Genomic DNA, 15,610 nt, shown 5'->3' on the forward strand with positions numbered 1-15,610 from the left:
ATCAGCCACCTGCGCAGCGTACACAACACATGCCATGGCCGACATACCCAATGATCCTGAAGACTACCAGCTCGCACGAGGAAGGCGCAGAACGTTTTTGGGGGGTTAATACCCTGGAATTCCTGGGCGACGAAAAAGGCAACCTTAGGGCATTAAAAGTTGTTGATGTGTCCTGGGAGCAGGATGTTATGGGCCGGCCTTTAAAATTTGCTACAGTTGAAGGCTCTGAGCGCGAAATACCTTGTCAGCGTGTATTCCTGGCAATGGGTTTCCTTTATCCTCAGCCTACTGGTTTATTAGCACAATTAGGCGTTGAACTCGACGAACGCAAGAACGTAAAAGCTAAAGAGGGCGTTTATCGTACCAATGTAAGCAAAGTGTTTGCCGCCGGCGATATGCGCCGCGGGCAATCGCTGGTTGTTTGGGCCATTTCTGAGGGCCGCGAAACCGCCCGTAAGGTAGATGAGTTTTTAATGGGCCACTCTTTACTGGAAAGCAAGGATGCCGTTAACCAGTTTGACCAGGTGTTTTAAAAGATCACCTGTTCTGCTGAAGATATAACCACTTTGTAATACCTTTTTGGGTATAGCAAAGTGGTTTTTTTATTTGATGAATCGAGCTTCGGAAAGTTGTACCTCCATGTTTTTCGGTTTTGCTCTCTTGTTGCTATAACTGGCGTTACTAATAATTACGTTATCTGGTAAACCAGACAGGAGTTTTTTTGTTAAACCTGAACAATAGCATAATCTAATTATAAATGAAGCAAATAACAGGTCTTATATTGGGCGCGGTTACCCTGGTTTTGGTTCAATCGTGTCAGAGTAACAAACGGGCGAATAATTATAATAATAAAGTACTTGTTGATGACAGCGGTTTGTTATTTCTTAAAAATGGTACAGAAGCAAGTACTGCAACGGTGAAAGCATCAGGATTGGCTATTTCCAACTCAAAAAATCAGCAGGTAATCCAGTTTGCAAAAGCCATGATAGATGATCATACCTTGCTTGCCGATGACCTTAGAAAATTAGAGACTGATAATTTTGTAGCTGCTACGGATACAATATATCCCGCCCATTTGCAAATGATATCCAACCTGGAAAAAAAGAAGGCTGCAGATTTTGATAAAGCTTATTTAGAAATGATTATAGGCCAGCATGAGCAACAAATAAACCTGTTTAAAGCTGCCACGCAGGAAAAAAGTTCAAATGTATCGGCATTTGCGCAGAAAACTATACTGTCATTACAAGCCCATCTCGATTCGGCTAAAATGATCAGTGCAACCTTAAAATAGTTTTAATTGCTGTTGTATTGGCGGCTTTGCTTTACCCATCACCGTTCTGCCTCCATATTTCCAGGAATCTTCACGTTCTTTGGCTATTACCTCGTCGAAATTTGTATTAGGTATAAAGTCTTTTTCAGCATTTGCCGCAATTTTATGTAATCGTTTTATAGCCTCGTTTTGCTCAGACAAGCCCAGCTTTGCTTTGTAAACCGCGTTTTGCAAGGTGCTGATGGTTTCATCATAAACTTTAATAGGTACCGGGAAAGGATGGCCATCTTTACCGCCATGCGCGAAAGAAAATCTGGCCGGATCTTTAAACCGCGATGGTGTGCCGTGAATCACCTCGCTCACAAGCGCCAATGATTGCAAAGTGCGTGGCCCAAGGCCTTGCAATAACAGCAGATCCTCAAAGTCGGCGGGCTGTTTTTCATGCGCAAGCCAAAGTACCGCGCCAAGGCGTTTAAGGTCCACATCTTTAGCCTTTACATCATGGTGATTGGGCATAATCAGTCTGCCAATCTCCCTGATCATCACCTCCGGGTTTTCACCTGCAATCTGCATCACGCCATTTCTGGCAGAGTCAGCAAGCTTATCTGTCATATTCAGTATCAAACCGGTATTTTTTCCGTAGATAGAAGTATGCGGATCATCCACAAAAGAGGTGAGGTGCTCCGAATGCCAGTGGTAGCGTCGGGCTGTACTGCTGGCATCACTCATACCTTGTTGCACTACGGCCCATTTACCGGTATCGCTTAATATAAAATTGTGTGTATACAATTGGAAACCATCTTGTATGGCTGTATTATCAACCTTGGCGCTCAGTTTGCTGCATTTAACCAGGTAGTTACCGTCAAGCCCTGTAGATTCGCTGATCTTTAACAGTTCTGCCGGAGTTTGTTTGGAGTGCTTGCCCTTGCCGCCGCAAATGTAAATACCCAATTCTCGGCTATGTGGATTAATGGCCCGCTTCAACGCACCCATTACAGAGGTAGTAATTCCGGAGGAATGCCAGTCCATCCCCATAACAGCGCCCAGACTTTGAAACCAGAACGGGTCGCTTAAACGACGCAGCACTTCGTCTTTACCATAGTCAATCACAATATTTTCGATTACAGCGAGGCCTAACTTTGCCATACGTTCGGCAAGCCATGTGGGTACATAGCCGTAGTGTAAAGGTAAGTCAGCACTGCCAGATCGTTTCATGCTAACAAAATTAGTAAAAATTACCCGGTTTTAAGATTTTTGRAGATTAAGTAAAAAAATAGTGCAGGTTTGTCCAACAGGATAGAAACACGTTTACAAATCTTCAAATAAAATCATTAATCATCAGCATCCGCTTCTCCCGCATACATATCATCAATATCCGCACCGTATTTCTTTTCGATCACTTTGCGCTTTGCTTTCATGGTAGGCGTAATTTCGCCTTCTTCCATACTGAAAGGGTTGCGCTTTACTTTGAACGATTTTACGCGTTCAAATTTGGCAAGTTCGTTGCTTAGTTTACGAATGTCCTGGCCAATCCAGTCGATGATCTCTTTATCCTCAATAAACACTTCTGATCGTTCGAAAAATTCGTTTTTCAGATTAAAGGTTTCCTGCAGGGTTTCTTTGCCGGGCACTATAATAGCTGCAATGTACTCGCGTTTATCGCCCACTAAAAATACCTGTTCTATTTTGGGGCTTTTAAGATAGGTGTTTTCAACCGGAGTAGGATAGATGTTTTTGCCATAGGCGTTCACCAGCATATTTTTAAGGCGGTCGGTAATTTGCAGGTTGCCCCGAAAAAAGCGGCCGATATCGCCGGTATGGAACCAGCCATCAGCATCAATCACCGTAGCTGTTTCCCCTGGTTTATGCCAGTAGCCTTTCATTACACAGTGGCCGCGTACAATGATCTCGCCTTCTTCGGTAACCAGGTCTTCCCTGAAATTATCGTGGGTTTGTATGGTATAGATCTTTTTGGTATCCACGTTTTGAATGGCAACTTCAATACCCGGAATAATACGGCCAACAGTGCCATAAATTACCCTGTGCCGTTCGGTAACGGCCATAACCGGAGAAGTTTCTGTTAGCCCAAAGCCTTCCAGTATCACAATACCCAGATCGCCAAAAAATTCGCCGATATTTTTAGGCAGTGCACCTCCGCCAGATACCATGAACTGTAATTTACCGCCGGTTTTTTCTTTTATCTTGCTAAATACCAGTTTTTCTGCTATCGCGTGCTGGGTTTTTAAAATAGGCCCGGGTTTTTTACCTGCTTCCAGCACCAATCTTACCTTTTTACCAATCTCAAACGCCCATAAAAATATTTTGGTTTTAAGGCCTCCCGCTGATGTTCCGCTTTTGATGGCTTTATCGTGTATGCGTTCGAGCAGGCGGGGTACGCAGCATAATATGGTAGGTTTAACCTCTGCCATGTTTTTGGCCAACAACTCTAAACTTTGGGCAAAGGCAATTTGTGAGCCTTTTAAAATGGCAATATGATAAATGGTACGCTCAAACACATGCGATAAAGGCAGGAACGAAAGGAAACGGTCGTTCTTTGATACAAACGGAATCTGGATAACACTGTTTAAAGCATTTTGGGTAAGGTTATAATGAGTAAGCATCACTCCTTTAGGGATCCCAGTGGTACCAGATGTATAAATAAGGCAGGATAGATCTGTAGGTAAAATAGCTTCACGGGCAGCGCTAATGGCTTTGCGATATTGCCCTACCAATACCAACCCCTCGCTGATCACCTGGTCGAACCCGATAACACCCGCATTAAGGTTTAGCTTACTGCTGTATTTTTCAAAATCATCAAATGCAGGAATAATGCGGATAAGTGAAGCGCAGTTGTTGGCTATTTTAAGCACCTTACGGAAAAGGAAGGGATTGCCGGCAATAATGGTTTTAGCGCCGGAATCATTCAGGATATATTCAATTTCGTTTTCGGTAAGCGTTGGATATATAGAGGCATTAATCGCACCTATCTGCTGYAGTGCCTGGTCATAATAAACGTAGTTTGGTCCGTTTTCGATAATGAGAGAGAGCCGGTCGCCTTTTTGAATACCCAGGCTAAGTAACCACGCAGATATAGCATCAATCTTTTCTAACGCCTCGCCGTAACTGATCTCTACCCAGGTATCATTCACTTTATGGATCATAAAGGTTTGGCGTTCCGGGTGAATATGGGCTACTGTATTGCGTATAAATGATGGAATAGTTGATAGATCGCTTACCTGGCTCATTAAGTATGAATGATTTATATAAGCATCAAACTTATGTTTTTTAAGCTAAATACTAAAATGAAATAATGCTTTACTTAGCCTCCGGCATAGGGGTGGCCAAATACTCTTCCAGCATGGCAACAAACAGCTCCGGTACTTTACTATCGGGATTTGGCGACATCGCTTCACCCATATAACTGCCATGGTTATCAGGAAATATTGACAACCGGCCATGAGGTAACAAGCGGTACATCTCTACGGCATGTTCGGGGCGCACCACGTCCTGGTCGCCAACAATTACCAGCGTTGGGGCCTGTATCGATCTGATGTCGCTGTCTTTCCAATCTACGAAAGTTTGCATCCTCCCGGCATCATTATCGTGCATGCTTTGCAACCCGGCCTGGGTATTACCAGGGATACTTAAATATGCATCCTGGTATAATTTGGGCATTTGTTCCAGTTTCGCATGCTGCATCCCTTCCCAAAACCAGGAGTACATACCTTCACGTTTATAAAATGACGATGCCAGGATAAGTTTGCGCACACTTTCGGGATGTCTTAAGGCTATTTTCATGGCTGTATTACCTCCGTTGCTGAAGCCCAGGATATCTGCTCCGGTAATGTTCAGTTGTTTAAGCAGTTCGGCTACATCATCCGCGTCCTGCTCAAAACTTGTAGGGACGTCCCTGTCGCTTGTATGCCCGTGAGCCTGAAGCTCTACAGCTATAACCTTATGAGTTTTGGCAAGCATCGGCATTATCTTCCCAAAAGAAGTTTGTATGGTTGACCCGCCACCATGGATCAATACCAACGGCTGACCGCTACCATGGATCTCGTAATACATTTTTATGCCGTTTACATTGGCATAGCGGCCCATTTCCTGGCCCTGGGTTTTATTGGCTGTTGTCATAGCTATCAGGATAAAAACGGTGATTTTAATAAAATGGTTAAACAAGTTTTGCATGAATCAAATATACTATTGGTTATTAAAACAATAAATGGCTCGTTGCGACAATTGCAGATCCGTTTCCGACAGTTTTATAAGCGTTTACCGCGTGTTTATAAATCCCATTGGTAACAATTCATTTACAAAACAAACAGGCCCCCAAATAAGCGTGTATTTATTACACAGTGATGAGTTATAAATACTAATATTGTATTAGCCAATTAGTCTGCCGATACATTTTTGCCACTATATAATACGTTTTTATCATTAAGGATCAGCTTTTATGTGGAGTTTTTAATAGGATATATTGCTGTGGCAACCGGTAGGTAATAAATTAAACATCAACTAATCTCTCAAATAATGTCTTTAARATTAAAACTCACCTCTATTTTATTGATAGGGCTCAGCTTTGGGCTATATTCTTTTAAAAAGCCTGTACCCATGCAGCACGTACTGGTTTTTTCAAAAACATTGGGCTGGCACCATTCCTGCATCCCTTTTGGTATAGCTGCTATTCAAAAGCTGGGTAAAGAGAATAGTTTTGAGGTGGATACTACTGCTAATGCTGAAGCTTTTACTGATGATAATTTAAAAAAGTATGATGCCGTAATATTTAACTGCACTACCGGCAATGTGCTTAATGCTGTACAGCAAGCAGCCTTTGAACGCTATATACAGGCGGGTGGCGGCTACGCGGGCGTACACTCTGCTGCCGATACCGAATACGATTGGCCATGGTACGGCAAACTGGTTGGGGCCTATTTTTCAAGTCACCCCAATAACTCCAACATTCGGAAAGCAACTATTGATGTTACTGACAGAACAAACCCGATAACCGCAAACCTGCCCGCCCGCTGGGAGCGTGCCGACGAATGGTATAATTATAAATCCATTTACAGTGGCATTCATGTGCTGGCCAGTTTGGATGAGAATACGTATGATGGGGGCACCAATGGCGCAAATCATCCTATTACCTGGTTTCATGAGTTTGACGGCGGTCGCTCATTTTACACAGGGTGTGGTCATACCGATGAAAGTTACAGCGATCCTTTGTTCCTGGGTCAGCTGTTGGGTGGTATCCGGTATGCAATGGGTAATGGCAAAACGTTGGATTATGGTAAATCCTATTCAAAGGTATCGCCCGATCAAACCCGATTTATAAAAACTGTGTTGGTTAGTAACATTGCATCTCCAATGGAGCTTGCAACGGCTAAGGATGGGCGCGTGTTTTTTACCCAGCTGATGGGTAATTTCTCGGTCTATAATACCCATACCCGCCAGTTTAAGGTAATCCATAAATTCCCTATTACTTATGAAGGAGGGACAGGGGTTATTGGTTTAACGCTCGACCCTAAATTTGAAAGTAACCAGTTTGTATATATTTATTACATGCCAGCCGGGCAAACTGTCGAACCGCTCAATTTCCAGCTCTCGCGCTTTAAGGTTAGCCCTACAAATGTACTCGACCTAAAATCAGAAAAGGTCCTGTTAAAAGTTCCTGTGCAAAAAGTGAGTGGCGCCCACCATGGCGGCTCATTAGCCTGGGATAAAAATGGTAACCTGTATTTATCAACGGGAGATAGTTCGAGCCCTTTCCCGGCTGATGGTTATGCCCCGTTGGATGAGCGCCCCGGCCAGGAGCATTATAGTTTGGATGCACAGCGTAGTGCAGGCAATACCAATGATTTTAAAGGTAAAATATTAAGGATCCACCCGGAAGTTGATGGTACCTATACTATACCCGAGGGCAACCTTTTCCCTAAAGGCACGGCCAAAACCAAACCCGAGATTTATGTGATGGGCTGTCGTAACCCTTACAGAATAGCGGTAAACCCGGTAACTTCGGTGTTATATTGGGGCGAGGTTGGACCGGATGCAGGTAAAGATTCGCCGCGCGGCCCGCGTGGCTACGATGAATTTAACCAGGCCCGCAAGGCCGGGAATTTTGGCTGGCCATATTTTGTGGGCAATAACTTTGCCTATTCGCATTGGGATTTTGTAACCAATACGCCGGGCCCAAATTTTGATCCCAGGGCGCCGGTAAATAATTCGCCCAATAATACGGGCTTAAATCTGCTGCCTCCGGCCACACCAGCAATGATCTGGTACCCGTATGCTGCCTCTGATCAGTTTCCCGAATTAGGGATGGGGGGTAGGTGCGCTATTGGCGGTGATTTTTATGAGTACGATGCTAATGTTAAAAACCCGAATAAATTCCCTGAGTATTTCAGCGGTACATTATTTATGGCCGATTGGATGCGTAACTGGGTTATTAGTCTGAAGTTTGATAAGGATGAGAATTACCTCCGTAACGAAGCCTTTATGCCAGCTAATGGCGATTTCAGGCGGCCAATTGATATGCAATTTGGTCCTGATGGTGCATTATATATGCTGGAGTATGGTTCTGTTTATGGTGCGCAAAATGAAGATGCCCGCCTGGTGAGAATTGAATATAATACAGGTAATCGCGCACCTGTTGCTAAGGCTGGCATCACAGATACGGCTATGCAATCCTACTATCAGCATACCAAATATTTGACAGCCGAATTGAAGGAAATGCCCGTTAAAAAGGAAATTTCAGGGCAGGCTCCGCTTAGGGTAGCCTTTAATAGCAGGGATAGTAAAGACCAGGACGATGATGATGCGATAACCCACCAATGGTTGTTTGATGGTAAAACAGTAGGCGCAACAACTGCAGCTGCAAGCTATGTTTACACTAAACCAGGTGTGTATAAAGCTATATTAAAGGTGAAAGACAAAGGGGGACTAACAGGCCGGGATACCATAATAGTAAGAGTTGGTAATACCAGGCCTGTTGTAACTATTGCCAGCACTGATAACAAATCTTTTATCTGGAAAGGCCAGCCCTTTAAATACAAAGTAGTAGTGAAAGATAAAGAGGATGGCAGGATTGATCCTAAACGTGTAAAACTATTTTACATCTATAACCCGCAGCCACCTGCAGATGGTAAAACCGCGCAAAGTCTGGCGGCTTTGTCGGCAACAGAGGTTAGCTATCCGGGTAAGGCCTTAATGGCATCAAGCGACTGCAAATCGTGCCATATGATTAATAAACTTGCCGTTGGCCCAAGCTTTACGGCTATAGCAAACCGCTACAAGRCAGAAAAAGGCGCTACCGATAAGCTATCTAAAAAAATAATTGCTGGTGGCGCAGGCAGCTGGGGAACCGAGCATGTAATGAGCGCTCATCCGCAATTGTCAAAGGCGGATACAAAAGAGATTGTAAAATACATATTTTCTTTAACTGATAAGAAGGGCAAGGCGATGCCATTACCTTTGAATGGCAGCCTGAACCTGAAATTTAACGATACCGAGCCACATGGACAGTACACCATACTGGCATCTTACACCGATAAAGGCGGCAAAGTAGTTGGTCCGCTAACGGGCACTGATGTGGTTACTTTACGCACAGCAGATGTAAAGGCTATTTATGCTGATGAACTGAAGGGCTTCAATCGTTATAATAACGACCTTTCACAGGGCAGTCATAAGTCATTTGCATTATTCAGGGATGTCGATTTAACAAATATCAAAAAGCTCAGCTTCCAGTATGCATCAAAGGGCATCGATGGCGAGATTGAGGTTCGTATGGATTCCCAGGCCGGGCCGGTTATTTGCTCTACTGTTTATGGCGATACAGGCGGCTGGGATAAACAGGCCTGGTTAAGTGGTGATGTACAGAAACCAATTACCGGCAAACATAATGTATTCATATTTGCTATTAAACGTACCAGACCAAATGACGGGATCCTAAAATTAAGCGATATTCGGTTTGATCAATAATATTCAATAATTAAGTAAAACGCTGGTCATGAAAAAATTATCTGTAATAACAATGGCTTGCCTGGCAATGGGTTTGCTATCAACGCAAACTTTCGCGCAAAGTGGCAAGCCGGTTTTTGTTGGGTCCGTTGGTGTACAAGCCTATACTTTTCGCGGCAGTATGCCTAAAGCTACTATAGCTGTGCTGGATACCATTAAAGCCATGGGGATAACCGAGCTGGAGGGCCAGGAGCCAAAAGGCATGCCGCCCGAAGAATTCAGGAAACTGTGTAATGAGCGCGGTATAAGCATTCCATCTATTGGTGCGGGGTATGATGATATTGTAAAAAGTCCGGGCGATGTTATTAAGCAAGCCAAGATACTGGGTGCTGAATATGTAATGGTGGCCTGGATTCCTCACGGTAAGGAGTTTACACTGGAGGATGCCAAAAAGGCTGTTGAAGATTTCAACCAGGTAGGGCAGATCCTCGCAGAAGCCGGACTTACCTTTTGCTACCATAATCATGGTTACGAATTTGGCCCTTATGAAGATGGTACCCTGTTCGATTATATCGCCAAAAACACCAATCCTAAGTATGTATCCTTCGAGATCGACCTTCTATGGTCGTTCCATGGCGGGCAGGATCCGGCTAAGCTGATAAGCAAATATCCATCGCGCATTAAACTGATGCACCTGAAAGATATTCGCAAAGGTGTGGCCAATGACCTTACCGGGGGAACCGATACCAAAAATGATGTAGCATTAGGCACAGGGCAAATTAATATTCCCGAGGTACTGAAGGCTGCAAGAAAAGCAGGTGTTAAGCACTATTTTATTGAGGATGAAAGTCCGTCATATGCTACCCAGAYACCGGTTACCATAGCCTATATCAAGAGTTTAAAATATTAAGAATGACCGAGGGATTAAACAGGCGACAGGTGTTAAAAAAGCTGGGTTTAGCGGCAGGTGCGGCTGCGTTGGGCAGTAATGTTGCTGCATCGATTAAGGTGGATAAGAAAAACGATCATGGTTTTGTGTATTCGCTAAATATGAGCACTATCCGTGGTCATAACCTTGGTTTTGTGAAGGAGCTGGAAGTGGCCGCTAGCGCAGGTTTTACATCTGTAGAGATCTGGCTGGATACACTGCAGGCATATCTACAAAACGGCGGTTCGTTATCCGAAGCAAAAAAAATCATTGACGGCCTTGGACTTAAGGTGGAGGATGCCATAGGCTTTGCACCCTGGATAGTTGATGACGACGCGATCCGGCAGAAAGCCCAGGTACAGTTACAGGCAGATATGGATATGCTGGCTAAAATTGGTTGCCACCGCATAGCGGCCCCGCCTGCAGGTGCCACAAAACTGCCCGCTATTAGCCTTGATACCATTGCCGAACGTTATCATGCTATCCTTAAAATGGGTAAGCAGAGCGGTGTTATCCCACAGCTGGAAATGTGGGGAGGTTCGGTAAACCTTAAACAGGTGAGCCAGGTGCTGTATGTGGCAGCAGCCTGTGGCGATGCTGATGCACGCATTTTGCTGGATGTATTCCATATTTATAAGGGGCAGTCGCCGGTTGAAAGTTTGGCTTTTGTGGGTGTGCCCGCGCTGGAGATATTTCATGTGAATGATTACCCTGCTGGTATCAGTCCTGAGCAAATCTCGGAGCCGGATAGGATTTATGTGGGCGATGGTATTGCTCCAATTAAACAACTCCTGCAATTGGCCAGGCATCCCGATAAGCCCTTAGTCATATCCTTTGAAGTATTTAACAAAAGCTATTACGGCCAGGATGCGCTTAAGGTAGCCAAAACAGCATTGAAAAAAATGAAGGCGGTGACTGCCTCAATTTGATAATACCTTGAATGAGGCGTTCCACCGGAACGCCTGGTACGCCCCGAACGGTGTGGAACGCATTGGCGTTGATAATCAGTAACTTGAATTTTTCTTAAAGCAGGGGTGGAACACTGTTTTTGTTGATTATCAATGTTTTATGTATTTGAAAAAATCGGGTAAAAGCCCTGATCCGTGTCTTTTTTCCCAAAAAAAACCGACCTGTTTACTACTATAACAGCTTATTCGGTTTTCCTTGTTTACACTTTTCGTGCACTTTTTACACACTTATGGATACCTTTATATTAAGTTTATTTATTTAATTTCACATAAGTTGATTTATAACTGGTTGTGTCAATAATTATAGATTTTTAACATCGTTTATTGGTATGGCTAAATATAATAAGCAGTAACATGATGTTGATTTTTAATTTGATAAAACGCTAAAAAACGGAACCTTTTAACCTCCACAATTTATGAATTATCGAAAGTACCGGTACCGTTTTATTCTTTCACTTTGCGGCACTTTCGCCTTATCACCTGTATGTATGGCTCAAAAAAAGCCAACAACAGTAAAAACCGGGAACAAGGTTATTTTTTTCGATGATTTCTCAGGCAATAAACTTGATCGTAATAAATGGAACGTTGAGGTAACGGGCATGCATGTTAACAATGAACTACAGGCATATGTAGATACCGCTTCTACCATATTTATAGTTAGGGGAGTAGCTGCAGAAGGCGCTAAAAACGGAGCCCTGGTATTGCGTCCACAATCGCTGCCGGGTTTTAAAACAAAGGATGGGCAGAATTTTGATTTTATCTCGGGCAGAATAAATACCCGGAATAAATTTGATTTTATGTATGGAACCGCCGAAGCAAGAATTAAATTGACAGCAGGAGCCGGTCTTTGGCCGGCCTGGTGGATATTGGGCAATGGTATGTGGCCCGAAACCGGGGAAATAGATGTGATGGAATATGTGGGCGAAAAAGATTGGGTAAGCGCAGCAGTACACGGCCCCGGTTACAGCGGCGAAACCCCCTTTGTGAACCGGCAATATTTTGATAAAGGCAATGATGTTACTCACTGGCACGTTTATGCTGTTGACTGGACACCCGACAATCTCGATTTTAAATATGATGGTAAGCTAATGTTCAGGGTAAACAGGCATATGGCTGAGCACTATGGCAAATGGGTTTATAATAACAAAAAATACCTTATTTTAAATTATGCTTTAGGTGGTGCTTACCCGGTGAAAATTAACGGGGTAGCAACCCCCTATAACGGAATGCCTGCTGCTACAGTAGCGCTTATTAAAAAAAAACAGGTGAAAATGTTGGTGGATTGGGTTAGGGTTGAACAAAAAAAATGATAGAGCTTGCTCACAAACATGTATTTGATATGTTAAAACCTGCCTGTTTTCAACCTTTTTTGTGGTTTATATTTTTTTAATAAAGAAGTTGAGGCACAATAAATAACGCAAAATCTGCGTATTTCAGCAAACATTTTTGTAATTTTAGCTCTTAGAGATATCTAATTTTTACAGCTATGTTTAAGGTTTTATATCATTGGTTGTAATTTGCCAACCCCTTTGCAGGGGTGACATTTAACCTTCATTTGATTGGTAAAAAAGTTGGAAAATTAAAAGATATTAAGGTTGATGAAAAACCATTTACTTGTATTTGTTTTTTTACTGATATCAATGCAGGGCTATTGCCAGTTATGCACAACACTAAGTGTAAGCATATCAGCTTCAGAGCCTGCAATTTGTTCAGGCAATAGTGTTACGTTAACTGCGAAAGTTACAGGGGGGAGCGGCAATTATACTTATGCCTGGAGTACTGGCGAAACCACAAACCCAATCGCTGTAAATAAAGCAGGTAAATATTCGGTAATTGTCAGCGATAATAGTTCGGGCTGTAGTGTTACCCAAAAGGATTTTCCTATCACTATATCGCCAACACCAGTTGTGCCTACTGCTAAAGGTGTTACTGTTTGTGCTGGTAATCGCGCACATCTTGAAGCCACAGCACCGGGAGGCAGTTATCAATGGTATGATTCAGATGGCAACTTTAAGCATACTGGCGCTACTTATGACACAGATCCTATTGTGGCTTCCACTACATTTTATGTTGAAACAACTGTAAATGGATGTACAAGTTTAAGAACTGCAGTTCCGGTAAGGATCCCTAACAGGCCGGGTCATACAGATGCTGAAGCATGTTACGGCAGTCCGGTTACCTTATCCGTTACCGGCGGTGATAACTATAGGTGGTATACTTCGCCAACATCAACAGCTGTTGTGCATACAGGGCCATCTTTTTCTATTGCTTCATTAAAAGCAACAGTTACTTATTATGTGGAAGCAGATATAAATGGTTGTACAAGCCAGCGTACGCCGGTAACTGCTACGGTAATTCCTCCGCCTCAGCCGCCCGTAGCTGGTAATGTTCCTGGCATTTGTTCGGGATCCCTGGTGAGTTTACATGCTTCTGCACCTGCCGGGATAATTGAGTGGTTTGCTGAGCCAACTGGCGGAACACCTTTAATCTCAAGCCCGGATTATACCACACCTGTGCTTACAGCCACTACAACTTACTATGTGCAAACTACCGTAAATGATTGCCAAAGCGTTCGTGCCAAGGTTGTAGTGCAGGTAAATCCTATTCCGGTTGCCCCCTTATCGCAAACAGTTGCTACCTGTTATGGTTCAAGTGTTCATTTAACGGCCTCTGCTACACCATCCGGAACCTACCAATGGTATACCGATGCTGATGGCAGACAAATGGTAAACGTGGGAAACGATTATGATACGCCCCCTATTACACAGGCAATTACTTATTATGTTGCTAATATTAATTCCGGCTGTATGAGTTCTCTTAGCCCGGTGAATATAAACGTGGACTCAACTATCCGCTCTCCGTCAGTTATTGCACCTCTCACATGTTACGGCTCTACAGCAACGCTCACCGCGACGTCTCCCGGTGGCGAATATAAATGGTATGCAACAGCAACAGATAATAATGTTTTATATACCGGCGATGAGTTTGTAACTCCCCCTTTAACCGCTTCAACTACTTTTTATGTTCAAACAACAGTTGGGTCATGTAGCAGTGAGCGGATTGCTGTAAATGTTCCTGTTATTGCGCAGGTAACTGCCCCTGCCGTTCCTCCTGCAACCATATGTGAAGGTAATCAGGCAACGCTTACGGCAACAGGACCTGCGGGTGATTATACCTGGTATGATAATGCCGCCGGCGGTAATTTGCTACAGACCGGGAACGTATTTGTAACTCCATCTTTATTGGCTACCACCACTTATTACGTGCAGGTAACCGTAAACGGTTGTCAAAGCCAGCTTACACCGGTAACAGTAACCGTAACGCCATTGCCATCAGCGCCGGTAGCCGGGAGTGAGCCAACAATTTGCTCCGGTGACCAAGCTGTCCTTTCTGCCAGCGTTACCGGGGCCGGGAATATTAGTTGGTTCGATACAGAATCGGGGGGGCAATCACTTCATTCAGGTAATACGTATACTACACCTCCGTTATTTGCCAACAAAACTTATTATGTTGAGAACAACTCAGGATCATGCACCAGCGCCAGGACAGCCATAAGTGTGCATATACAAAGAAATACTACAACCTTCAAGTATTCATCGGGTACGTTTACTACTACAGGGGCAGATCCTATACCTGTAATCTCCAGACCTTCGCCAGGCATCTTCAGCGCTTCACCTGCGGGCATAGTGTTTTTAGATAATACCACAGGGCAAATTGATGTAAGCACCAGCGCTGTAGGGAAGTATGAAGTTACATTTACCAGTAGCGGCACCTGCTTGCTCACGTATTCTGATTCTGTTAGAATTACWGACAACCCCAAAACAGATTTCGCATATGCAGGTCCTTATTGCCAGGATGGGGCCAATCCATTACCAATTTTCGCTCCTGGCGCAAATCCCGGGGTTTTTACAGCAACACCGGGAGGTCTTGTTTTTGTAGATGTGAATACGGGAGAGATAAATTTGAGTAAAAGTAAACCCGGACAATATGATGTAACTAATGCTATACCTGCCTCAGGGACGGATCCGGAGGTATCGTCGTCTGCACCTGTAACTATTAACGAACGGGTTGTGATAAGTGCAGGCCCGAGTAAAAGTGTACTTGTGGGTACACCGGTTACCTTAGAGGGAAGTATTGGCGGTGGTGCATCGGGCGGAACATGGTCGGGCGGAACCGGTCAATTTTCTGATTCGACAGATCCTCATGCCGTGTATACCCCTGGTCCAGGAGAAAGAATCGCCAAACTAACTTTTACATCAGACGATCCTCCCGGACCCTGCGGACCTAAACTTAGTATAGATACCATTACCTATAATACAACGCCGCCAGCGCCCACTGTACCGCCCGGCTCTGTTTGTATGGGAGACAGCACTATATTATCTGCAACAGCACCTGGTGGTACTTATAGGTGGTACCAGGATGCCGTAGGGGGGAGCCCGCTTCATACAGGAGCTTCATTGTCAACACCCGCATTAACAACCAGTACAACCT

Annotated in this window: 10 protein-coding genes; 7 read left to right on the top strand and 3 right to left on the bottom strand. The window is 44.0% G+C overall.

Going from position 1 to position 15,610, the window contains the following annotated elements; all coding sequences use genetic code 11:
* On the top strand, positions 1 to 533 hold a 533-nt coding region (locus tag AC1DPZ_RS10930), incomplete at its 5' end, for an FAD-dependent oxidoreductase (RefSeq protein WP_477403152.1).
* 224 nt (positions 534 to 757) lie between these two features.
* Positions 758 to 1,291, top strand: coding sequence for a DUF4142 domain-containing protein (locus AC1DPZ_RS10935; RefSeq protein WP_477403154.1), 534 nt, complete (start codon positions 758 to 760; stop codon positions 1,289 to 1,291).
* On the opposite strand, the gene AC1DPZ_RS10940 is transcribed toward AC1DPZ_RS10935, so the two are convergent.
* The 3 genes from AC1DPZ_RS10940 to AC1DPZ_RS10950 all read right to left on the bottom strand — a co-directional run bounded on the left by AC1DPZ_RS10940 (position 1,283) and on the right by AC1DPZ_RS10950 (position 5,458).
* Positions 1,283 to 2,485, bottom strand: coding sequence for a DUF763 domain-containing protein (locus tag AC1DPZ_RS10940; protein ID WP_477403156.1), 1,203 nt, complete (start codon positions 2,483 to 2,485; stop codon positions 1,283 to 1,285). The two genes, AC1DPZ_RS10935 and AC1DPZ_RS10940, sit on opposite strands and share 9 nt — an antisense overlap.
* 116 nt (positions 2,486 to 2,601) lie before the next feature.
* Entirely contained in the window at positions 2,602 to 4,515 is a 1,914-nt protein-coding gene (locus tag AC1DPZ_RS10945; RefSeq protein WP_477403158.1) for an AMP-dependent synthetase/ligase, read from the bottom strand.
* Positions 4,516 to 4,585: 70 nt separating this feature from the next.
* Positions 4,586 to 5,458: an alpha/beta fold hydrolase gene (locus tag AC1DPZ_RS10950; RefSeq protein ID WP_477403160.1), complete on the bottom strand. Its 873-nt coding sequence runs from the start codon at positions 5,456 to 5,458 to the stop codon at positions 4,586 to 4,588.
* A gap of 342 nt (positions 5,459 to 5,800) precedes the next feature.
* Between AC1DPZ_RS10950 and AC1DPZ_RS10955 the strand changes: the two genes are divergently transcribed.
* The 5 genes from AC1DPZ_RS10955 to AC1DPZ_RS10975 form a co-directional block, all read left to right on the top strand.
* Entirely contained in the window at positions 5,801 to 9,244 is a 3,444-nt protein-coding gene (locus AC1DPZ_RS10955; protein WP_477403162.1) for a ThuA domain-containing protein, read from the top strand.
* A 28-nt stretch (positions 9,245 to 9,272) separates the two neighbouring features.
* Positions 9,273 to 10,133: a sugar phosphate isomerase/epimerase family protein gene (locus tag AC1DPZ_RS10960; protein ID WP_477403165.1), complete on the top strand. Its 861-nt coding sequence runs from the start codon at positions 9,273 to 9,275 to the stop codon at positions 10,131 to 10,133.
* A 2-nt stretch (positions 10,134 to 10,135) separates the two neighbouring features.
* Positions 10,136 to 11,080, top strand: a complete 945-nt coding sequence (locus AC1DPZ_RS10965) for a sugar phosphate isomerase/epimerase family protein (RefSeq protein ID WP_477403167.1) — start codon at positions 10,136 to 10,138, stop codon at positions 11,078 to 11,080.
* A gap of 455 nt (positions 11,081 to 11,535) precedes the next feature.
* Complete coding sequence (locus AC1DPZ_RS10970) at positions 11,536 to 12,429, top strand: glycoside hydrolase family 16 protein (protein ID WP_477403169.1); 894 nt, start codon at positions 11,536 to 11,538, stop codon at positions 12,427 to 12,429.
* A 288-nt stretch (positions 12,430 to 12,717) separates the two neighbouring features.
* On the top strand, positions 12,718 to 15,610 hold a 2,893-nt coding region (locus tag AC1DPZ_RS10975; protein ID WP_477403171.1), incomplete at its 3' end, for an immunoglobulin domain-containing protein.

Source organism: Mucilaginibacter sp. P4_G9 (assembly GCF_056400985.1).

Excerpts from the sequence above, each read along its gene's own strand:
- AC1DPZ_RS10965 (WP_477403167.1), top strand. The coding sequence starts at position 10,136 with ATGACCGAGGGATTAAACAGGCGACAGGTGTTAAAAAAGCTGGGTTTA.
- AC1DPZ_RS10970 (WP_477403169.1), top strand. The coding sequence starts at position 11,536 with ATGAATTATCGAAAGTACCGGTACCGTTTTATTCTTTCACTTTGCGGC.
- AC1DPZ_RS10935 (WP_477403154.1), top strand. The coding sequence starts at position 758 with ATGAAGCAAATAACAGGTCTTATATTGGGCGCGGTTACCCTGGTTTTG.
- AC1DPZ_RS10950 (WP_477403160.1), bottom strand. The coding sequence starts at position 5,458 with ATGCAAAACTTGTTTAACCATTTTATTAAAATCACCGTTTTTATCCTG.
- AC1DPZ_RS10940 (WP_477403156.1), bottom strand. The coding sequence starts at position 2,485 with ATGAAACGATCTGGCAGTGCTGACTTACCTTTACACTACGGCTATGTA.